Source organism: Brevundimonas sp. GW460-12-10-14-LB2, from assembly GCF_001636925.1.
GTDB lineage: Bacteria > Pseudomonadota > Alphaproteobacteria > Caulobacterales > Caulobacteraceae > Brevundimonas > Brevundimonas vesicularis.
This window is the reverse complement of record NZ_CP015511.1, coordinates 308,671-328,198: the sequence shown is the minus strand read 5'-3', so window position 1 is coordinate 328,198 and position 19,528 is coordinate 308,671. Positions and strand designations below refer to the sequence as shown.

Here is a 19,528-nt window from a genome sequence, read left to right as displayed (position 1 = left end):
TTCCTGAAGACCCCATCTTCAGGAGACGACATTCATGGACGACCGGACCCAGGCGCGCGCCGAAGACATCGCCGATCAGGAACGCGCCATCCAGCGCGACATCGACGCCCGGGACAAGGCGTCCGGCGATGACAAACCGTCCGGCGCGATGCAGGCCGGCGCCCGCCCCTACCCCGAACCGCCCTTCCCGAAACAACACCAGACCAAGCCGGGTGACGAGGCCGCGCTAGATCCCGCGCCCCTCTATGATGCGCCCTTCTGGAAGGGTTCGGGCAAGCTGGACGGGTTCGCCGCCCTGATCACCGGCGCGGATTCCGGCATCGGCCGTTCGGTCGCCGTCCTGTTCGCGCGCGAGGGCTGCGACGTCGTCATCTGCCATCTGGACGAAGACGCCGACGCCGAAACCACCAAGGCCGCCGTCGAGGCCGAGGGTCGCCGCGCCGTGGTGCTGAAGGGCGATGTTTCGGACCCCGCTTTCGCCGAGATGGCGGTCAAGGCCACGCTCGACGCCTTCGGCCGGCTGGACGTCCTGGTCCCGAACGCCGCCTTCCAGGAACACGTCCCCGCCTTCGAGGACCTGACCTACGCGCATTTCGACCGCACGCTGAAGACCAATCTCTACGGCTATTTCAACATGACCAAGGCGGCGGTCCCGCACATGAAGGCCGGCGGCGCCATCGTCATGACCGGCTCGGTCACCGGTCTGATGGGCAACAAGGATCTGCTGGACTATTCGCTGACCAAGGGCGGCATCCACGCCTACGCCCGTTCGCTGGGCACGCATCTGGCGCCGCGCGGCATCCGCGTGAACGTCGTCGCCCCCGGCCCGGTCTGGACCCCGCTGAACCCCGCCGACAAGGATGCCGAGGCGACCTCAAAGTTCGGCGCTGACACGGTGATGAAACGCCCGGCCCAGCCCGAAGAGATCGCGCCCGCCTACGTCTTTCTGGCCTCGCCCCAGATGTCCAGCTTCATCACCGGCGAGATCCTGCCGATCATCGGCGGCTACGCCGGCGGCTGAACCGAAACCGCCGCCCTGCGATCGCGGGGCGGCGGCATTTTCCTAGGCCAATACGTCGTCGTAATCCGGATGCCGCTTGTGCCAGGCGACGGCGTAGCTGCAACGGGGAAACAGCTTCAGTCCCGTCTGTCGCGCATGATCGGCCAGCGACTGCATGAACCGCCCAGCCGCGCCCGACCCGCGCAGCGACGACTCGGCCTCGACATGCAGGATGATGCGGGCATCGCCCTTTACGGCATAGTCGGCCCAGACCAGGCCCGCGCCCTTGTCGTCGTCGAACGCCTGTTCGAACCGGTTATCGCCTTCGACATCCTTGAACTGTCCCATCGGATTCTCCTTTGACGGATCAACCGCCAAGGCCGTCGGGACGTTCCGTCAGCGTCAGATCGGCTTGTCGTTCAGCAGGTTCAGCAGGCCGATCACGCTCTTGATCGTGAACCAGACGCTGAGCAGGAACCAGACCAACAGGAATAGCAGCAGGAACGGAATGCCGATCAGCACCACCGACGCCAGGGCGCTGACGAAGATCCCGATCCAGGCCGCGATGGTCCACCAGAAGACCGACCAGAACAGCCGGATCTGCGCCTCGACATGCTGGCGCGCCACGCCAGTCGCCGTCCCGCGCGTGACATAGGACACCACCAGCCCGATCAGAACCAGCACATTGGCGCTGGGGATCGACAGGATGAACAGGGCCCAGGCGATCAGCGCCCCGACCTTGCCCTCGGACGGCTGCCCGGCGATGAAATGGGGTTCGTTCGTCATCGTCGGTCCTTCAGAACAACAGGCTGCGGGGGTGAGGAACGGCCTGTCCGCTCTTCAGTTTCAGCACCCCGAACGCGCCGCGCGCCAGAACCCAGATCGCCAGGGCGAACAGCACCAGCACGCCGATGTTGACCACGATCAGAAGGGCTCCGACGACCGCCGCCCCGACGGCGCCCACGATGGTGCGTTGCTGATAGACGGCGTGGCTGTGCTCCAGTTGATCCGTCGCCCCGTCGCGCCGCATCACCGCCAGCAGCGCGACCAGGCACGACACGCCCAGCGTCGGCACCGCCAATAGGATCAGCACATAGATCGCATACAGCCGCATCGGCACGACCGGTCCTTCGCGGCGCGGCGCGGCCTCGGCCGTTAGACGCTGGTGCACCGCGCGCACGGCGGGCGCCGGCTCGGCCTTGACAGGCGTCGGCTCGGAGCGGGGCGGAAACGGCGCCGTCGGCCGGGTCGTCGGGCCAGACCGGTCGAAAGGCCCCGGCTCGGGCGGGTCGAACAGGTCTGGTTCGCGCTCCTCGGCGGTAAACGGCTCCGGCTGGCGCTCGCGCGCACGGCCCGCCAGCGACGCAGGCGAGACGAAGCCGACCTCGGCGTCATGATCGTGGTCGTGATCGCGGGGCGCCGCTGGGTCTTTCGGATCGCCGGGTTCGGCCATGAACAACGCTTCTGTCACGCCGGACGCCCGGCTGGAATCTGCCGACGACAATGGCGGTCGGCGCGGCGCGAAGCAACCGCCCTTACCGCCCCAGCACGATCTCGCAGCCCGGCGCCGCCACCGCCGCCAGGGCGCCGGGCTTTTCGATCCGCACCGTGGCCCGCTGTACCCGGCCGTCCTCCAGGCACGCCCGCGCCAGCCGTTCGGCGAAGGTTTCCACCAGCCCCACATGTCCCTCTGCGGCGATGGCGCGCGCGGCGTCGGCCACGGTTTCATAGTTGATGGTGTCGCCCAGCCGCTCGATGGGGCGTGGCGCTAGCTCCAGCGTCACATCGATCACCAGCCGCTGCAGCCGCCCCTGCTCATGGTCATAGACCCCGATCCCGGCCTCGACCTCCAGCCCGCGCACGAACACGCTCAGCCGCTCGAAACGCAGCCGATCGTCCGCCGGAGCCGGCGTCGCCAGAGGAGAGGAAACCACGCGCTACTCCTGGATGTCGGGGGTGCGCCAGGCCAGATGCTGGCCCCCGTCGACGGCGATCATCTGGCCGGTGACCATCCGGGCGTCAATCAGCCACAGCACCGCCTCGGCCACCGCCTCGGGGCTGCCGGGCGTTTCCAGCAGGGTAGCGCGCGCCTCGGCGGCGAATTCTTCGGGTGTCTGGTGGATGGACGGCAGGGTCGGCCCCGGCCCCACCCCATTGACCCGGATGCCCGGCGCCAGCGCCTGGGCCAGGGTCTGGGTCGCCCACCACAGGCCGTTCCGCGACAGGCTGTAGGAAAAGAAGCGCGGATCCGGCTTCAGCACCTTCTGGTCCAGCAGGTTGACGATGGCGCCCTCGACGGCTTGCGCCGCGAACGCCTCGGCCAGAACGATCGGCGCCCTCAGATTGGTGTCGAGATGCAGGTCCCAGCTGTCGCGCGTCAGCTCGCCGATCCGGTCGTCCTCGAACACCGAGGCGTTGTTGACCAGCACGCTGACCGGCCCCAGCGCCTCGACCGCCGCGGGGATCAGCGCCCGCACCCTGGCCTCGTCCGTCAGGTCCGCCTGCAACAGGCACGCGCGCCGTCCCAGGCCCGCGATCTCGTCGGCCAGGGTCCGGGCGTCGTCGCCCGACGCATGATGATGGATCGCCACGTCGAACCCGGCCTGGGCCAGCTTCAGACAGATGGCCCGCCCGATCCGCCGCGCCCCGCCCGTGACCAGGGCGACGCCCCGCTCAGAGCGAGCAGCCGCCTCAGTCAACCCGACCGAACTCGAACACGTTGAACGCCGCCAGAACGGCGATGAAGCCGAAGATGATGCCGAGAGCCAGCATGGAATGCTCCTGTTGTCCGTCTTGGCTTAGAGCGGGATGGGGCGGGGTTCAAGCCGAACGACGGGCGGACCCGATCTTCGTCGCCCCGCGCAACGTAAAAGAAACGGCGGCCGGAAGTTTTCCGGCCGCCGCAGGTGAGGTTTGAAGACAAGCCGGGCGCCGACGGCAAGCCGCGACGCCCTGCCCGATCCTCATCAGAACGTGTAGCGAACACCCAGATAGGCACGACGCGGTTGAACCCACGCATTGGCTTCACCGAAGGCGTACTGACCGCTGCCCGCGACCAGCTTCTGCTCGGCGGTGGCGGCCTGGTTGTCCAGGATATTGAAGATGTCCAGGAACAGTTCGGCGTTTCCGATCGGCAGCGGCCGCTGATAGCGGAAGCGCATGTCGAAGGTGTAATACGACGGACCCGTCGCCGAGCCGACGTTGTTCGGCAGAACGAAGGTGTCCTGCACCCCGCCCGACGTCGAACCGTTGTCCATCAGCGGCAGATAGCGACCGCTGATCAACTGCGCCGGCGTGTAGAGCGCGCCGCTGTTCCAGTTGAAGACGCCCGACACCTGAAGACCGAAGTTGAAGTCGTACGAGGCATACGCTTTGAACTGGTGTTCGATGTTGCCGGGTTGCGGTCCGTACATGTTTGGCGCGCGGGGATCGAGCGCGATCCAGTCGCCCTGGAAGTCGGCGTTGGAGTCGGAGTTCGAGTTCCCTTCGGCCTTGTTGTACGTATAGGACGCCTGCCCTTGCCAGTTGTCGGTCTTGAACTTGGTGACCGTGACTTCGAAGCCGGTGTAGTTGCGCTCTCCGCCCGGCAGCGTGCCGATGACGTAATTCGAGTTCGGCTTGGACGCGTAGCCGAAGTACGAATACGGCAGATAGTAGAACGAGCCCGGATAGGCGTAACCGAAGGGCGCCGTGGCGGCCGTCAGCGTCGGGTCGGAGTACAGCGTCAGATCGAAGTCTTCCAGAATGTCGCGCGTCTCACGACGCGTCACCGTCGCGGTCAGACCGACGCTGGAGCCCAAGGTGGTCGATGCGCCAAGCATGAACTCATCGGTGTAAGGCGTCTTGGTCGCTGGCGAGAACAGGGCGTCCGGCGTGGTCGCGCCGCCACGGGTGCGGAAGGTGACCCAGGTGCCGTTGATGTTGATCTGCTCTTCATCGACCGGTCCTGTCAGGGCGCCTGCGAAGTCCGACATGTTGTTGCGGATGGGGTCGTAATAGCGGCCCGCGAAACCGAACACCTTCGAACGACCGTCTCCGAGCACGTCATAGACGACACTCAGACGCGGCGCATATTCCCAGTCGAAGGTCGCCGTCTTGGAGCCGTCCGAGGCGAAATGCTCCCACTTCTCGGCCCGCACGCCCGCATTGATGGTCAACTGATTAAGGGTCCAGGTGTCCTGCAGATACAGGCTCTGGCCTTCGCTCTTGACCTCGTAAGGCGCGCTGATGGTGCGCAGGGCCCGATAGACGTTGACGTTGCCGTAGGGCGCGCCGGCCGTGTTCGTGAAGCGATAGGCGTTCAATTCAGCCTGGGAGACAGTGCCGTCCAGGTTGGTGTCGACCGCCGCACGCGCCGTGGCGTTACCTTGGATCGCGGCCAGAACTCGCGCATTGTCGGCCTGCACGATCGCACGACCGGTCCATGCGTTCGCGCCGCTGGCTGTCGTGTAATCGAGGTAGGTGGTGCCCGAATAGATCGGAGCCAGCGACTGATAGGTCACGCCGCCCGGAACAGTCCCGTTTTCCTCATACACGTTCTCGGTGTTGATATAGCCGCCCTTGAAGGTGTGGCTGCCGAAGGCGGTGTCGAGATAGTATTCGAAGTTCAGGCCGAACTCGTCGCGATTGCGATGCGTTTCCAGATTCGAACCTGCGCCACCCAGTTGACGCTGAGCTAGGGTCGATCCAGCCGAGTTCCGGAAGGTGACGGTATCACGCACCGACTGGTCCGCAGCGCTCGTCGTGACTTCGCCTTCGTGACGGAACCAATAGGCGCCCAGTTGCAGGTCGCCCCAGGTCCGGCCGTATTCGACCTTATAGTTCTTGCCCCCCTGCTCCTGCGCCACATCGCGATTATTCAAGGTCGCCGAAGAGCTGGAGCCGCTGATGCTGGTCGGATCCTCGAAGTAGCTGGCCGTCAGACGATCATCGTCTGTGATCTGCCAGGTCAGCTTGCCGAAGGTGTATTCGCCGTCATTGGTGACGGTGCGCAGCACGTTGCCGCTGTTGACGTCCAGAACCTCATCTTCACGGTGCTTCTTCTGGTACGAACCATAGAACCACAGACGATCGCGGATGATCGGCCCGCCCAGGGTCGCGGCGGTGTCGTAGGTCGAGAAGCCGCCCGAAGTGGTGTGCTCGTCCTTGGCCACCAACCCGTCGTTCTGGAAGTAGTAGTTCAGAGAACCGTGGAACTCGTTGCCGCCGGACTTGGTGACGACGCGCGAGATCAGACCGGAACCACCGGCGTATTCTGCGGGCACGCCGCTGACGATGACCTGTTGCTCCTGAATAATTTCAGAGTTGAAGTTGGACCCGAATGTCCCGGTCGACGGGTCGGTCACGTCGACGCCATCCAGATAGTAGACGTTGTCGGTCGAAGTGCCGGTCGCACCGCCGATGTCCGAATAGTTGATGCCGGAGCGTGAGGACGGGTTGCCGCCGCTTGACGGCTTCACGCCGGGCACCAACTGCAGATAGCTTTGATAGCTGCGTCCCGTCGGCAGCGACTCCACCACGCCGAGGGTCAACGTCGTTCCAACCGTCGCAGAGGTGACGTCCACCGAGGCCAGCGACGTGCCGGTCACAACGATATCGCCCAGGGTCGAGACGTCGCCCCCTTTAAGGACATAGCCGAGAGAGCGCTCTTGACCGCTGACAACGGCGACGTTGTTCGCAGTGAAGGCATCATAGCCCGGCGCGACGACATTGACGGAGTAGTTGATCGCGGGATCCAGACCCGAAAGGCGCACGAAACCGGCAGAGTCCGTCACCCCGCTTCGCGTCACCAAACTGACGGAAGAATTAACGGTCACCGTTGCGCCAGCCACGGGCTGACCGCCCGCCTGGATGGAAATGCGAAGCGCGCCCGTCTGAGACTGCGCGTGCGCCACGCTCGGCAAAGCGACCAGCGACATGACGGGAATCGCGGCCAGCAAGGCGCCGCCTACGACGGTGCTGGCCAAAAGGCGTTGACGGATACTGCGACTGTTCAAAACGAACCCCTCCTTGAAAAGAGCCCGACGACCGATCGACATCCCCATGCCGATGGGCGCCCGACGCACACCCAGGGCGGGTGTGATGACAGGGAGCCTAAGCAGACGCGCCGCGTTCGCCACGATTATTACACGGTCGTCATAAAACAGCGTCACGTCGTGCCAATATTGCCACGCATAAGCCACACTTCGGATTGCGACGTTATAACGATTGATTTTCCGCAATGGTTTGCGACCCCAAATGGATACGTTAGGGCTCGAACACGCCGAATTTTCATAGAGTTGACCCACCCATGAACTGGCGCATTCACGTCGAACCCTTCACTCGTCCGCTTTTCTTCGCCTGGTCGCGGCTGACGCGGGGCAAGACATTGGGCGTGCGGGCGGTGGCGGTGGATGCGCTGGGGCGGGTGCTGATGGTGCGGCACACCTATCTCAGGGGCTGGTGGTTGCCGGGCGGCGGGGTGGACCCAGGCGAGACGACGCACGCCGCCGTGGTGCGCGAACTGCGCGAAGAGGCCGGTTTGGTCGCGCGCGAGGCGCCGCGCCTGATCTCGATCCATTCCAACGAGCGGTTCTTTCCCGGCGATCACGTCGCCGTCTTCCGCATCGACGCCTTCGATGTAGGCGAGCGCACCAGCCACGGCGAGATCGCCGAGATCGGCTGGTTCTCGCCCTACGCCTTGCCGGACGATGTGAACCGGGGCTGTGGCGCGCGCCTGGCCGAAATCTTCGACGGCGCCCCGGTCGATCCGGACTGGTGAGAGACGTCCGCATCTGACGCAGGCGCGTGCCAGCGTCCGCCCATGACCCAAGTCGCCCCCGTCTATCGCGTCCGCTCGCAGGAGATCTGGGATATGGCCCGCGACGACTATCTGGCGGGCGAGCCGGCGCGGATCGTCTGCCGCCGCTACGACCTGGGCCTGTCGGCCTTTCGCATCCGCGCCCGCAAGGGCGAATGGCGGCGCGGCGATCAGGACGACCCCGACCTGTACGACCCCGCACTCGAGCTCGAGGCGGTCGAGCCTGTCGCCTTTTCCGACATGGCCGACACGGCGCGCCGTCGCCTGCAACTGGCCCTGATGGACGGCGAGGCGACCGAGGCCCAGCGCTGGCTCAGGATTTTCGAAGCCCTGTCGTCGATGGCGTCGGCGACCGGCGATGTGCACACATTGCACTCTGATTTTTCGCCCCGACCGTCTGATCGGACCGACGCGCCCGACCCTCACCCTTCGACGGACGACGCCGAGTCCGGACCGGGTGAAGCGCACGAATTGCACCATGATTCATCTTCGGACGACCTAAGCCGGTCCGGCGCGTCCCTCAATCGGGCCGAGCGCCGCCGCCTGCGTCGCGCCCACCGCCGAACGCCGCCCTCTGCAAGCCATGAAAGCCATGTTAGCCAGGGGCCATGAACCCGTCCCTGCTCGCCATCCTCGTCGTCATCCTCGCCGGGGGCGCCACCGCACTTCAGGCCCCGACCAACGCCAGGCTGGCGACCGCCGTGGCCTCGCCGGTCAACGCCGCCTTCATCTCCTTTGCGGTCGGTACGACGGTGCTGGGGATATTGGCCGCCGTCCTGCACACCCGGCCGGACATGGCGGCGACGCGGGCCCTGCCCTGGTATGCCTGGCTGGGCGGGGCCTACGGCGCCTGTTTCGTGGTCGCGGCCGCCTGGGGCGTGCCGCGCCTGGGCGTGGCCATGACCATCACCCTGATGGTCGGGGGCCAGCTGCTGCTCAGCCTGGCGCTGGATCATTTCGGGGCGCTGGGCGTGCCGCGCCAGCCGCTGAACATCGGCCGCGTCGCCGGGGTGGGGCTTGTTCTGGCTGGCGTCCTTCTGGTCCGGCGCTCTTGACCCTATATCGGGCGCGATGACCGAGGAGACGCCTGATTCCCAACTGAAAGCCGCCGCCCTGATCGCCGACGAGGCGCGCCGGGCGCCGGACAAGCCGGGCGTCTATCGCATGTATGGCGAGGACGGGTCGTGCCTTTACGTCGGCAAGGCCAAGTCGCTGAAGAAGCGCATCATCCAGTATGCGCAGGGGCGTTTTCACACCCAGCGGATCGGCCTGATGGTGTCGCAGACCCGGTCGATGGAGCTGGTGGTCACCGCCACCGAGACCGAAGCCCTGCTGCTGGAATCCAACTTCATCAAGAAGCTGAAGCCCCGCTTCAACGTGGTGCTGCGCGACGACAAGTCCTTCGCCGAATTGATGATCCGCCGCGACCACCGCGCGCCCCAGGTCAGGAAGCATCGCGGGGCCCACACCACGCCCGGCGACTATTTCGGCCCCTTCGCCTCGACCTGGGCGGTCAACCGTACGCTGAACACCCTGCAGAAGGCCTTCCTGCTGCGGTCCTGTTCCGACAGCGTCTATGAGACCCGCACCCGCCCCTGCATGCTGCACCAGATCAAGCGTTGCTCGGCCCCCTGCACCGGCCTGATCAGCCTCGAGGACTACGGCGAACTGGTCACCGAGGCCGAACAGTTCCTGCGCGGCAAGTCCCGCGCCGTCATCGGCCGCCTGTCCAAGGAGATGCAGGCGGCGTCGGACGAGATGGACTTCGAACAGGCCGCCCGCGTGCGCGACCGCATCCGCGCCCTGTCGGCCATTGCGATGGAGAACTCCGTCAGCGCCGACAGCGTCGCCGAAGGCGACGTCTTCGCCCTGCATTCCGACGGCGGCCAGGCCTGCGTCCAGGTCTTCTTCTATCGCGCCGGCCAGAACTGGGGCGGCCGCGCCTATTTCCCGCGCGTGGACAAGACCGACACCGATCCCGAGATCCTGGCCGCCTTCCTGGGCCAGTTCTACGAGGACAAACCGATCCCGCGCCTGATCTTGTCCAACGTGCGCCCGCACGAGCTGGAACTGCTGGAAGAGGCCTTCTCGATGAAGGCGGATCGCAAGGTCGAGATCGTCCGACCGATGCGCGGCGAGAAGCTGGCCCTTGTCGACCACGCCCTGACCAATGCGCGCGAGGCCCTGGGCCGGCGCCTGGCCGAAAGCTCGGCGCAGGGCAAGATTCTGGACGAGGTGTGCGAGGCCTTCGGACTGGAGAGCCGACCTGAACGGATCGAGATCTACGATAACGCCCACATTCAAGGGACCAATGCGGTGGGCGGCATGGTCGTCGCCGGCCCCGAGGGCTTCCAGAAGTCGCAGTATCGCAAGTTCAACATCCGGGGCGAGGATCTGACGCCCGGCGACGACTACGGCATGATGCGCGAGGTGATGCGCCGTCGCTTCTCACGCCTGATCAAGGACGAGGAGGAAGGCGAGGCCAAGGGCGAAGACGTGGTGCGCCCTGACCTGCTGCTGATCGACGGCGGCGCGGGACAGTTGGCCGAGGTGCTGGCGGTCATGGCCGACTTGGGCGGGCTGGACGACATCACCGTCGTCGGCGTGGCTAAGGGGCCGGATCGCGACGCGGGGCTGGAGAAGTTCTTCATGCCCGGCAAGGCCCCCTTCATGCTGCCGCTGAAGTCGCCGGCCCTCTACTACCTCCAACGGCTGCGCGACGAAGCCCACCGCTTCGCCAACGGCGCCCACGCCAAGCGCCGCTCGATGGACATCAAGAAGAACCCGCTGGACGAGATCGAAGGCGTCGGCCCCGGCCGCAAGAAGGCTCTGCTGCACGCCTTCGGCTCGGCCAAGGGCGTCAGCCGCGCCTCCCTGGCCGACCTGGTCAAGGTCGACGGCATCAACCAACCCCTCGCCGAGCGCATCCACGCCTTCTTCCGTAAAAGCTGAGCCGGAGCTAAGACACCGACCATGAGCGACATCGAAGACGAACTGACCGCCGGCTATCGCCGCTTCCGCGCCGAGCACTGGCCGACGGCCCGCGCCGAGTACGAAACCCTGGCGACCAAGGGCCAGAAGCCGCACACCCTGATCGTGGCCTGTTCCGACAGCCGCGCCGATCCGGCTCTGATCTTCGACGCCAAGCCGGGCGAGCTGTTCGTCGTGCGCAACGTCGCCAATCTGGTCCCGCCCTACGAGCCGGACGGCAAGCTCCACGGCGTGTCGGCGGCGCTGGAGTTCGGGGTCAAGGTGCTGGGCGTCAAGCGGATCGTGGTCATGGGCCACGCCCACTGCGGCGGGGTCAACGCCATGATCAACGGCGCCCCAGAAATCGTCGCCGACTTTGTCGCCCCCTGGATCGCCCAAGGCGCGCCTGTCGTCCAGCACGTCGCCGAAACCGTCGCCCCCGACCAGCTGGAGCGCGCCGCCGAAGAGGCCATCGTGCGGCTGTCGATCCGGAACCTGCGCACCTTCCCGTGGATCGCCGAGCGCGAAGCCAAGGGCGAGCTTCAGCTCAGCGGCCTGCACTTCGGCATCGCCGAGGGCGCGCTTACGGCCCTCACCGACAAGCCCCGGTTCGAACCGTTGGATTGAGCGGCGAACCGTGCCACACCCGGCGCGTTGCAACGGACATGACGATGACCTCCGCCCACCGCGCCAACCCCATTCCCAACATCCTGACCGGGCTGCGCCTGGCGGCCGGGGTCGTGATGTTCGCCATGATGGCCGGGGCGGCGCCGGGCGCGCTGGAGGCCTGGCTGTCGCCGGAAACCCAGGGGCGGTTCAGCGTCTGGGCCTTCTGGATCTTCGTCATCGCCGCCTCGACTGACTGGGTCGACGGCTATCTGGCCCGGCGCTGGAACGCGACCACGCGCTGGGGCGCCATTCTCGATCCCATCGCCGACAAGGTGCTGGTGACCGGCGCCATTCTGGGCGTCCTGGCCTCGGGATCCCTGCCCGGCATCGCCCTGCCCTGCGGCCTGATCCTGTTCCGCGAATTCGCCGTCTCCGCCCTGCGCGAGACGATGGCCGGCCGCATCGAACTGCCGGTCACCCTGGCCGCCAAGTGGAAGACCACGGTGCAGATGGTGGCGCTCGCCGCGCTTCAACTGACCCTGCTGTGGGGCGCCTTGGGCCTGCAGAACGACGACGGATCGCCGCTGGCCTGGCAGCCGGCGTTCGAATCCTTCGCCATCTTCCTGATCTGGTTCGCCGCCATCATCACCCTGTGGACCGGCTGGCAGTATTTCAGCGAAGCCCGTCGCCAGATGCGGGATCTTTAAGGTCGCAGCGTCAGCCCGGCCGGCGTAGCGGAAAAGGCGGAAAGCCGGCCCAGATAGCTCATGCCCAGCAGGGAGTATTCCAGCCCCTGCTCCACCACCAGGGCCTCGACCCGGTCCACCCGCGCGCCTGCGACCGAGATCGTCTTCAGCTGAACCGGCGCGGCACGCACGACCCCCGATGCGGTCTGGACCTTGCCGGTGAAGGCTTCGGGTTCGGGATCGACGCCTAGTCTCAGGGCGTCGGCGCGCGTCAGGGCGACCACGCTGGCGCCCGTATCCACCAGCACCCGCACCGCCTTGCCGTCGATATTGGCCTCGGCCCAGTAGTGGCCGTCCGCGCCCTTCACCACCTGGGCGTCGGTGCCGGAGGCGCCCACCGCCGCCTCGGCCACGGGCGTCGCCGCCTGGGCCATGCCGTCGCCTTCCAGATGGCGGATCGTCAGAGCCGTGCCGAACGACGCCACGAGAGCGAAGCCGAGGACGACGACAGACTGGGTATCGATGCGAACCATGCCTCTGTCTTAAAGGCGCGGCGTTTGGATGGGGTGAAACGACGTGGCTGACGAAAGCTTAAGCCGCTAACCGCGCTAGCCCAGCTTGGCCGGATCGACCTGACTACGGCGCGACGGCAGTTCGGCCATGACCGCCGCGCGCTCGGCGTCGTTCAGCGCCCGCCAGCCGGCGATCTCCTTCAGCGTACGAAAGCAGCCCAGGCACAGGCCGCTCTCGCCATCGACCGCGCACACCATGACGCAGGGCGTGGCGATGGCCTTGGGCGGTCCGGGCCGGTTCGGGGTCGTCGCGCTCATTGTGACACAGCGGCGAAAATCACTCCGACTCCTGACGAATAAAGTTGCAAATTCACGAAACTGTCTTATATCGGCTGATGACGCGAAACGACTGACGGTGGAATCCCATTGGTACGACGCGTCTCTTTTCATCGTTCCGCGAAAGGAGACGCCAAGATGAACGATAAGGAGCGTAACCTCCAACACGCCATGATGTCCTTCGCCCTTTGGGGCGGGATGCTGGTCAACAGTCGGCATATGCCGTCGAACTCGGGCCGGGTGGTCAGCCATCCGTCCAACTTCGTACCCTATACGATCAAGAAACGCTGACGACCCGCTCGGTTCACAGCCTGAAGAAGCCCCGGTCTCGCCGGGGCTTTTGCAATTCCGGGCTTGCCTGACGCGGCGTTCGCGGTCGATGACGGGCGCGAAGACGGAGACGATGCATGGGCCTGATCACCGAAGAGAAGCGGGGCGCGATCCTGATCTGGACGCTGGATCGCGAGGCGCGGCTGAACGCCCTGCCCGACCTGGGCGACGGCGACGAGGTCGCGGGGGCGTGCGAGCGGGTCAATGCCGATCCGTCGATCCGCTGCGTGGTCCTGACCGGCGCCGGGCGGGCCTTTTCGGCGGGCGGCGATCTGACGGCGATGCGGGACGGGCGCGACCTGTTCGAGGGTTCAGGCGCCGCCATCCGCGAACGCTATCGCCGCGTCGTCCACCGGATCGTGCGGTCTCTGTATGGGCTTGAGGTTCCGCTGATCGCCGCCGTCAACGGGCCGGCGATGGGGCTAGGCTGCGACATCGCCGGCCTGGGCGATATCCGCATCGCGTCCGAGCGCGCCAGTTTCGGCGTGCCCTTCCTGAAGCTGGGCATCATTCCCGGCGACGGCGGGTCTTGGCTGCTGCCACGCAACATCGGCTATGCGCGCGCCGCCGAACTGCTGTTCACCGCCCGATCCATCGACGCAGCGACGGCCGCCGAATGGGGGCTGGTCAACCGCGTGGTCGCGCACGAGGACCTCATGACCGAGGCCCTGGCTGTCGCCGCCCAGGTCGCGGCCCAGCCGCCCCAGGCCCTGCGTATGGCCAAGACCCTGCTGCGCCAGGGCCGCGACACGACCTTCGACCAGATGCTGGAGATGTCGGCGGCCATGCAGGCGCTCGCCCATCTGACCGAGGACCATCAGGAAGGCGTCGCCGCCGTACTTGAAAAGCGGCCGGGCGATTTCACCGGCCGCTGATCCGACGTTCTATTTCGTCTTCATGGCCTCGCTGGGCCCGACGCCGGCGGCGACCGCGCGTTTGGCCCCGGCGGTCTCGCCCGGCTTCATGAACTTGACCAGCACCCGCTGTCCGATCAGCAGGGGCGCATCGCCGGCCGAGGCGACCACTTCAACCACCCGCTCGTCGCTGCGCTGCGAGGGATCGTCCGAGGCCAGTTTGCGCGCGCCGAACACGGCGGCCCGACGCATGACGGCGCCGATATAGACCTTGCTGGCGTCGCCCTCGGGGCTGATCTCGACGGCCTGGCCGTCGGTCAGGTTCGGCAGGTCGCTCTCGACCACCTCGGCGCGGACGATGCGCGGCGCGTCCGGCTCCAGATCGAACATGTTGGAGACGTTCAGGGTCGAGGCGCCGGCGCCGGGGTTGGCGTAGCGGCGCACGATCCGGCCGTTGGTCGGGGCGCGGATGACCGTCAGTTCCTGATTGTAGCGGGCCTGATCCAGCTGGGCGCGTGCGGTCTGGACGGCGGCGACCTGCGACCCCAGGCGGGCCTGTGCGGTGGCGATGGCGTCCTGGGCCTGGTCCATGCGCTGGGCGGCGACGAAGTTGGTGGCGACCAGGCGTTGCAGACGCTCCTGCTCGCGCTGGGCGGTGCGGATGTCCACGCGAATCTGGGCCAGTTGGCTTTCGGCCTGGCTGACGGCCGCCGCCGCAGCCTGCACCGCCAGACGCGCCTCGTCGTCTTCCTGACGGGCCAGAATCTGACCGGCGACGACGCGATCGCCTTCCTGAACCAGGACGTCACGGACGATGCCGCCGCGACGGGCGGCGATCTGGATGATGCCGCCCTCGACGTCGACCTTGCCGTTGGCGATGGCCGCATAGGGGCTGTCGACCTTGGTCGCCGCCGCCTTCTCCTGCTCGGCCTTCTTGGTCTTGGCGGCGGACTGGAACAGCATGAAGCCGACCGCCAGCACGATCACCAGCAGCAGGCCGATCCAGGTGCGTTTTTTCTTCAGAAAGCCGGGCATTGGCGTGTCGTCCTAAGGGAAATCGTCGTGTCGGTTAGTGGGACGCCAGGATGGCGTTCGGATCGGGGATGCGGCGCTGGTCGTCCAGGATCTTGCCGTCCTCGATGTGGATGACCCGGTCGGCCCAGGCCTCCAGGCGCGGATCGTGGGTCACGCAGATGACGGCGGCGCCGTGTTCGGTGGCGGCGCGGCGCAGCAGCTTGATGACCACTTGGCCGTTCTCGCCGTCCAGGGCCGAGGTCGGTTCGTCCGCGAACAGGATCTTGGGATCCTTGGCCAGGGCGCGGGCGATGGCGACGCGCTGCTTTTCACCACCCGACAAAGCCGCCGGCCGCTGGTGCAGACGGTGGCCCAGGCCGACCTCTTCAAGGGCGATGGTGGCGCGCTTCTTGGCCTGGCCTGCTGTCAGCCCCTGAAACTTCAGCACCGTCTCGACCTGCTGAAGCGCCGTCAGCGCGGGGAACAGGTTGAAGCCCTGGAAGATGAAGCCGCAGTTATCCAGGCGGAACTTGTCGATGCGGCCCGAGGACAGCTTCCACAGATCGTCGACGTCCAGCACGTCCACCCGGCCCTCTTCGGGCTTCAGCAGGCCCGAAAGAGCTGCGATCAGGGTGGACTTGCCCGAGCCGGACGGCCCCATGACCATGGTCAGGTCACCATGCCGCGCATCGAAATCGACGCCCTTCAGCACCTCGACCCAGGCCTTGCCGGACTTGAACCGCTTGACCAGGCTTTTGGCCTCGATGGCGAAGTCGCCGTGCTTGCCGTGAACCTTTGTATGAACGTTCATCGCAGCAGGTCCGCCGGTTGGCTGTTCTTGAGGATGCCTAGCGACAGCAGGCCGGACACCATGGCGATGGCGATCAGGCCGATGCCGACGATGATCAGCAGCGATAGCGGCAAGGCGATGATCACCGCCCCCATCATCGCCAGCAGCGAGACGAGCCAGGTCAGGACGATGGCCGCGATGACGCCGACGACGCCGACCCAGAAGCTGAGCTCGACCACGATCCGACGCAAGGACCCCATGCTGACGCCCAGGGCCCGCAGAGAGGCGAACTCCTTGATGTTGGCCATGATGGCGCCGCGCAGGGTCTGCCAGGTGATGGCCACGCCGATGATGATCCCCAAGACGACGCAGCCGCCGATGATGATGACCAGGATGCCTTCCTCGAACATGGCGCCGGCGTTGGCGTCGGCCAGTTGCTGCTTGGTCCACGCCTTCCACTGACCGGCGCCCATGGCGTTCAGCTGAGCCACCACGATGGGCGCGCGGGCCGGATCACGCAGCTTGACCATCAAAGGACCGACGCGCGGACCCGTGTCGGCCTGGCCCAGCATCCGCAGGGTGTCGCGCGACATGACCACGCCCGGCTGCATCATATTGGGATAACCGCGCGTCACGCCGACGACGGTGACGGTCTGGCCGTTGTACAGGGCCTTGTCGCCCAGCTTCACGCCCAGGGTCGTCAGGGCCGTCTCGTCGACCGCCACGGTGTAGGGTTGGCGCAACGCATCGACCAGTTCCTGCGAATAGTCGGTCGGGATGGTCACCGAGCCGGGACGGGTGTCGATGATGCTGGCCTGAACGAACTTCTGACGCGGCGCGCCCTGCGACGCATTGTCCGCCTGGCTCTTGGTTGGATCGACGTTCTTGATGTTCTGGAAGGTTCCGCCGGCGCCGTCCAGCGGCATGACCTCGACCACCTCAGGGTGATTGTAGGCCAGGGGGATGAATCGGCGCGGCACGCCCGACGGCCCGCCGATCAGGCTCTTGGCGCCGGGCTGCATGATGAAGATGTCGGCGTTCGACCGTTCGATGGTCGCGGTGAATCCCTTGCCGATGCCGATAAAGACGCCGGTCATCGCCAGGACCAGAAGCCCGGACAGGGCCAGGGCCATGACCGCCGCCATATAGCGACGCCACTCGAACAGCAGTGTTGATAGCGCAAGCGACATTGTCGTCGATAAACCCCCGGTACTTGCGCCTATCTGACCGTGCGCCCCCTCACCGCCAAGTTAAATCGGGGTAAGGCTTGTGAACCCTTGTCATTGCGGGTTCGAAATCAGGGGATTAAGGGCCTTACAGCCTCTTGGCGCCCGCCCTTCGTCGGCGCTAGTTACAACATAACAGATGGGACAGGCCGTCCCACGCTCTGGGAAACACGCCTTCATGTCCTTGCCCTCGCTTCGTCTCACCGCCTCTCTGGCCGCGCTCGGCGCCGCCACCGCCGTCCTGTCCGCGCCCGCGACCTCCGCGCGCGCCGACGAGGGCATGTGGACCTTCGACAACTTCCCAATCGCCACGGTGAACGAGAAGTACGGCACCAACATCGACCAGGCCTGGCTGGACCGCGTGCGCAACGCCGCCGTCCGCCTGCAGGGCTGCTCGGCCTCGCTGGTGTCGAACGAAGGCCTGGTGCTGACCAACCACCACTGCGTGGTGTCGTGCGTTCAAGACCTGTCCACGGCCCAGAACGACTACGTCAAGAACGGCTGGATGCCCGCCACCCGCGAGGAAGAGAAGAAGTGCCCCGGCCAGACGGCCGAGATTCTGACCGACATCGTCGACGTCACCGACCGCGTGACCAGCGCTGGCGCCGGTCTTGAGGGCGCCGCCTTCGTCCAGGCCCGCGCCGCCGAGATCGACAAGATCCAGAAGGAGACCTGCGGCGACGATCAGAAGCTGACCTGCCAGGTCATAAGCTTCTATCGCGGCGGACAGTACAAGCTCTACAAGTTCCGCAAGTATGACGACGTGCGCCTGGTCTTCACGCCAGAGTTCCAGGCGGCCTTCTTCGGCGGCGACCCGGACAACTTCAACTTCCCGCGCTACGCCCTGGATGCCGGCTTCCTGCGCATCTACGAGGACGGCAAGCCGGTCGCCACGCCGAACCACCTGACCTGGAACGCCAATGCGCCCAAGGAAGGCGACGTCACCTTCGTCGCCGGCAACCCCGGCTCGACCCAGCGCCTGCTGACCGTGGCCCAGCTGGAAACCCTGCGTGACCAGCAACTGCCCATCAGCCTGATCCAGACCTCCGAACTGCGCGGTCGCCTGCTGGAATATTCGACGACCGGCGAAGAGGCCAAGCGCGTCTCGGTCGATCCGATCTTCGGCCTGGAGAACGGCTTCAAGGTCAACTACGGCCAGCAGGGCGCCCTGACCGACCCAGCCTTCATGGCCACCAAGCGCCGCGAAGAGCAGGAGCTGCGCCAGCGCGTCGCCGCCGACCCGGCCCTGGCCCAGCGCATCGGCGATCCGTGGGCCGATCTGGAACGCGCCTCGACCGCCCAACGCGACCTGTATCTGCCCTATCGCCAGCTGGAATCGGCGGCCGGTCAGCGCTCGTCGCTCTATAGCTACGCCAAGGCCATCGTCCGCGCCTCCAAGGAGCGCGCCAAGCCCGTCGCTGAACGCCGCGCCGGCTACTCGGATGCCGACATCGCCTCGCTGGGCCGTCGCCTGGCGACCGAGACGCCGATCTCGAACGACCTGGAGAAGATCTATCTCGACTTCTGGCTGTCAAAGACCCGCGAATATCTGACGGTCGACAATGCGAACGTGAAGGCGCTGCTGGGCAAGGAAAGCCCCGAGCAGATCGCGGAGCGTCTGGTCGACGGCACGCGTCTGGCCGATCCCGCCTTCCGCGCCCAGGCCCTGGCCATGACGCCGGAACAGTTGGCCGCCTCGGGCGACCCGCTGATCCAGTTCGTGCTGGCCAACGACGATGCGGCCCAGGCCGTCCGCACCCAGTGGGAATCGGCGGTGTCCGGCCCGACCAGCCGCGCCGGCGAAAAGATCGCCCAGGCCCGGTTCGCGGTTTACGGCACCAACCTGTATCCCGACGCGACCTTCTCCTTGCGCCTGTCCTACGGTCAGGTGAAGGGCTGGACCTATCGCGGCGTGACGGTCGAACCCTTCACCCAGATCGGCGGCCTGTATGAGCGCAACACCGGCGCCGAGCCTTTCAACGCGGCCGAGGACTGGCTGGCGGCCGAGGGCAAGGTCAACAAGTCGACCGTCTATGACTTCGTCTCGACCAACGACATCATCGGCGGCAACTCGGGCTCGCCCGTTATCAACGCCAAGGGCGAAGTCATCGGCGCCGCCTTCGACGGCAACATCCACTCGCTGGGCGGCAGCTTCGGCTACGACCCCGAGCTGAACCGCACGGTGACGGTCTCGACCGCCGCCATCACCGAGGCCCTGCGCAACGTCTACAACCAGCCGCGCCTGCTGCGCGAACTGGGCGTGCGTCGCTGATCCAAAGGTCTTCTCCCCTCCGGGGGAGAAGGCAGCTCGCGCGAGCCAGATGGATGAGGGGGCTGGTTGACCCAGGCCCCCTTTTTCCGTTCTGAATGCGGACAGAGCCCCCTCATCCGAGCCCCTTGGG

At 66.3% G+C, this 19,528-nt stretch carries 21 protein-coding genes; 10 read left to right on the top strand and 11 right to left on the bottom strand.

The window, feature by feature from the left end; all coding sequences use genetic code 11:
• Positions 1-34 precede the first annotated feature (34 nt).
• A complete protein-coding gene (locus tag A4249_RS01720) occupies positions 35-1,021 on the top strand; it encodes an SDR family oxidoreductase (RefSeq protein ID WP_066550395.1) in 987 nt (328 codons plus the stop codon).
• Between the two features lie 42 nt (positions 1,022-1,063).
• Here A4249_RS01720 and A4249_RS01715 read toward each other — a convergent pair whose 3' ends face one another.
• From A4249_RS01715 to A4249_RS01690, 6 genes are all read right to left on the bottom strand, one after another.
• Entirely contained in the window at positions 1,064-1,348 is a 285-nt protein-coding gene (locus A4249_RS01715) for a GNAT family N-acetyltransferase (protein ID WP_082854005.1), read from the bottom strand.
• 54 nt (positions 1,349-1,402) lie between these two features.
• Complete coding sequence (locus A4249_RS01710; RefSeq protein WP_066550392.1) at positions 1,403-1,786, bottom strand: hypothetical protein; 384 nt, start codon at positions 1,784-1,786, stop codon at positions 1,403-1,405.
• Between the two features lie 10 nt (positions 1,787-1,796).
• Complete coding sequence (locus A4249_RS01705) at positions 1,797-2,453, bottom strand: hypothetical protein (RefSeq protein ID WP_066550390.1); 657 nt, start codon at positions 2,451-2,453, stop codon at positions 1,797-1,799.
• An 82-nt stretch (positions 2,454-2,535) separates the two neighbouring features.
• On the bottom strand, positions 2,536-2,934 hold the full coding sequence (gene folB / locus A4249_RS01700; protein WP_197458431.1) for a dihydroneopterin aldolase: 399 nt from the start codon (positions 2,932-2,934) through the stop codon (positions 2,536-2,538).
• Between the two features lie 3 nt (positions 2,935-2,937).
• Positions 2,938-3,699 (bottom strand): SDR family oxidoreductase, encoded by a 762-nt coding sequence (locus A4249_RS01695; RefSeq protein ID WP_066550388.1) that lies wholly within the window; start codon positions 3,697-3,699, stop codon positions 2,938-2,940.
• A gap of 267 nt (positions 3,700-3,966) precedes the next feature.
• On the bottom strand, positions 3,967-7,038 hold the full coding sequence (locus A4249_RS01690; RefSeq protein WP_082854212.1) for a TonB-dependent receptor: 3,072 nt from the start codon (positions 7,036-7,038) through the stop codon (positions 3,967-3,969).
• 251 nt (positions 7,039-7,289) lie between these two features.
• Here A4249_RS01690 and A4249_RS01685 point away from each other — a divergent pair, with 251 nt between their 5' ends.
• The 6 genes from A4249_RS01685 to pgsA are packed head-to-tail and all read left to right on the top strand — an operon-like array spanning position 7,290 to position 12,085.
• The gene (locus tag A4249_RS01685) at positions 7,290-7,760 is read left to right on the top strand and encodes an NUDIX domain-containing protein (protein WP_066550386.1); all 471 of its coding nucleotides are present in this window, start codon (positions 7,290-7,292) and stop codon (positions 7,758-7,760) included.
• Between the two features lie 42 nt (positions 7,761-7,802).
• A complete protein-coding gene (locus tag A4249_RS01680) occupies positions 7,803-8,411 on the top strand; it encodes a hypothetical protein (protein WP_066550383.1) in 609 nt (202 codons plus the stop codon).
• On the top strand, positions 8,408-8,854 hold the full coding sequence (locus A4249_RS01675) for a DMT family transporter (protein ID WP_066550381.1): 447 nt from the start codon (positions 8,408-8,410) through the stop codon (positions 8,852-8,854). Before A4249_RS01680 ends, A4249_RS01675 begins: the two co-directional genes overlap by 4 nt.
• A 16-nt stretch (positions 8,855-8,870) precedes the next feature.
• Positions 8,871-10,751 carry an excinuclease ABC subunit UvrC gene (gene uvrC / locus A4249_RS01670; RefSeq protein ID WP_055805754.1) on the top strand — a complete coding sequence of 627 codons (1,881 nt, stop codon included), beginning with the start codon at positions 8,871-8,873 and terminating at the stop codon, positions 10,749-10,751.
• A 21-nt stretch (positions 10,752-10,772) separates the two neighbouring features.
• Positions 10,773-11,396, top strand: a complete 624-nt coding sequence (locus A4249_RS01665; protein ID WP_055753092.1) for a carbonic anhydrase — start codon at positions 10,773-10,775, stop codon at positions 11,394-11,396.
• 44 nt (positions 11,397-11,440) lie between these two features.
• A complete protein-coding gene (gene pgsA / locus A4249_RS01660; RefSeq protein ID WP_026108402.1) occupies positions 11,441-12,085 on the top strand; it encodes a CDP-diacylglycerol--glycerol-3-phosphate 3-phosphatidyltransferase in 645 nt (214 codons plus the stop codon).
• Here the strand turns inward: pgsA and A4249_RS01655 are convergent.
• Positions 12,082-12,597 carry a retropepsin-like aspartic protease family protein gene (locus A4249_RS01655; RefSeq protein ID WP_066550379.1) on the bottom strand — a complete coding sequence of 172 codons (516 nt, stop codon included), beginning with the start codon at positions 12,595-12,597 and terminating at the stop codon, positions 12,082-12,084. The genes pgsA and A4249_RS01655 overlap by 4 nt on opposite strands.
• 75 nt (positions 12,598-12,672) lie before the next feature.
• The gene (locus tag A4249_RS01650) at positions 12,673-12,894 is read right to left on the bottom strand and encodes a DUF1289 domain-containing protein (RefSeq protein WP_066550378.1); all 222 of its coding nucleotides are present in this window, start codon (positions 12,892-12,894) and stop codon (positions 12,673-12,675) included.
• 156 nt (positions 12,895-13,050) lie between these two features.
• Here A4249_RS01650 and A4249_RS16720 point away from each other — a divergent pair, with 156 nt between their 5' ends.
• Together A4249_RS16720 and A4249_RS01645 are read left to right on the top strand one after the other, a co-directional pair.
• Positions 13,051-13,203: a hypothetical protein gene (locus tag A4249_RS16720; RefSeq protein ID WP_017505113.1), complete on the top strand. Its 153-nt coding sequence runs from the start codon at positions 13,051-13,053 to the stop codon at positions 13,201-13,203.
• Positions 13,204-13,319: 116 nt separating this feature from the next.
• The gene (locus A4249_RS01645) at positions 13,320-14,117 is read left to right on the top strand and encodes a crotonase/enoyl-CoA hydratase family protein (RefSeq protein ID WP_066550377.1); all 798 of its coding nucleotides are present in this window, start codon (positions 13,320-13,322) and stop codon (positions 14,115-14,117) included.
• A 9-nt stretch (positions 14,118-14,126) separates the two neighbouring features.
• Here A4249_RS01645 and A4249_RS01640 read toward each other — a convergent pair whose 3' ends face one another.
• Genes A4249_RS01640 through A4249_RS01630 form a run of 3 tightly spaced genes read right to left on the bottom strand, consistent with a single transcriptional unit; the run spans position 14,127 to position 17,090 of the window.
• Positions 14,127-15,131, bottom strand: coding sequence for an HlyD family secretion protein (locus A4249_RS01640; RefSeq protein WP_039248126.1), 1,005 nt, complete (start codon positions 15,129-15,131; stop codon positions 14,127-14,129).
• Positions 15,132-15,165: 34 nt separating this feature from the next.
• Entirely contained in the window at positions 15,166-15,921 is a 756-nt protein-coding gene (locus A4249_RS01635; protein WP_066550374.1) for an ABC transporter ATP-binding protein, read from the bottom strand.
• A complete protein-coding gene (locus A4249_RS01630; protein WP_055805778.1) occupies positions 15,918-17,090 on the bottom strand; it encodes an ABC transporter permease in 1,173 nt (390 codons plus the stop codon). Before A4249_RS01630 ends, A4249_RS01635 begins: the two co-directional genes overlap by 4 nt.
• Positions 17,091-17,304: 214 nt before the next feature.
• Between A4249_RS01630 and A4249_RS01625 the strand changes: the two genes are divergently transcribed.
• Complete coding sequence (locus A4249_RS01625; protein WP_066550372.1) at positions 17,305-19,398, top strand: S46 family peptidase; 2,094 nt, start codon at positions 17,305-17,307, stop codon at positions 19,396-19,398.
• Positions 19,399-19,528: the final 130 nt, after the last annotated feature.

What these genes read in the sequence shown, in the direction of transcription:
- A4249_RS01720 (WP_066550395.1), top strand. Translation starts at nt 35, where the DNA reads ATGGACGACCGGACCCAGGCGCGCGCCGAAGACATCGCCGATCAGGAA.
- A4249_RS01715 (WP_082854005.1), bottom strand. Translation starts at nt 1,348, where the DNA reads ATGGGACAGTTCAAGGATGTCGAAGGCGATAACCGGTTCGAACAGGCG.
- A4249_RS01710 (WP_066550392.1), bottom strand. Translation starts at nt 1,786, where the DNA reads ATGACGAACGAACCCCATTTCATCGCCGGGCAGCCGTCCGAGGGCAAG.
- A4249_RS01705 (WP_066550390.1), bottom strand. Translation starts at nt 2,453, where the DNA reads ATGGCCGAACCCGGCGATCCGAAAGACCCAGCGGCGCCCCGCGATCAC.
- A4249_RS01690 (WP_082854212.1), bottom strand. Translation starts at nt 7,038, where the DNA reads ATGTCGATCGGTCGTCGGGCTCTTTTCAAGGAGGGGTTCGTTTTGAAC.
- A4249_RS01685 (WP_066550386.1), top strand. Translation starts at nt 7,290, where the DNA reads ATGAACTGGCGCATTCACGTCGAACCCTTCACTCGTCCGCTTTTCTTC.
- A4249_RS01680 (WP_066550383.1), top strand. Translation starts at nt 7,803, where the DNA reads ATGACCCAAGTCGCCCCCGTCTATCGCGTCCGCTCGCAGGAGATCTGG.
- A4249_RS01675 (WP_066550381.1), top strand. Translation starts at nt 8,408, where the DNA reads ATGAACCCGTCCCTGCTCGCCATCCTCGTCGTCATCCTCGCCGGGGGC.
- uvrC (WP_055805754.1), top strand. Translation starts at nt 8,871, where the DNA reads ATGACCGAGGAGACGCCTGATTCCCAACTGAAAGCCGCCGCCCTGATC.
- A4249_RS01665 (WP_055753092.1), top strand. Translation starts at nt 10,773, where the DNA reads ATGAGCGACATCGAAGACGAACTGACCGCCGGCTATCGCCGCTTCCGC.
- pgsA (WP_026108402.1), top strand. Translation starts at nt 11,441, where the DNA reads ATGACCTCCGCCCACCGCGCCAACCCCATTCCCAACATCCTGACCGGG.
- A4249_RS01655 (WP_066550379.1), bottom strand. Translation starts at nt 12,597, where the DNA reads ATGGTTCGCATCGATACCCAGTCTGTCGTCGTCCTCGGCTTCGCTCTC.
- A4249_RS01650 (WP_066550378.1), bottom strand. Translation starts at nt 12,894, where the DNA reads ATGAGCGCGACGACCCCGAACCGGCCCGGACCGCCCAAGGCCATCGCC.
- A4249_RS16720 (WP_017505113.1), top strand. Translation starts at nt 13,051, where the DNA reads ATGAACGATAAGGAGCGTAACCTCCAACACGCCATGATGTCCTTCGCC.
- A4249_RS01645 (WP_066550377.1), top strand. Translation starts at nt 13,320, where the DNA reads ATGGGCCTGATCACCGAAGAGAAGCGGGGCGCGATCCTGATCTGGACG.
- A4249_RS01640 (WP_039248126.1), bottom strand. Translation starts at nt 15,131, where the DNA reads ATGCCCGGCTTTCTGAAGAAAAAACGCACCTGGATCGGCCTGCTGCTG.
- A4249_RS01635 (WP_066550374.1), bottom strand. Translation starts at nt 15,921, where the DNA reads ATGAACGTTCATACAAAGGTTCACGGCAAGCACGGCGACTTCGCCATC.
- A4249_RS01630 (WP_055805778.1), bottom strand. Translation starts at nt 17,090, where the DNA reads ATGTCGCTTGCGCTATCAACACTGCTGTTCGAGTGGCGTCGCTATATG.
- A4249_RS01625 (WP_066550372.1), top strand. Translation starts at nt 17,305, where the DNA reads ATGTCCTTGCCCTCGCTTCGTCTCACCGCCTCTCTGGCCGCGCTCGGC.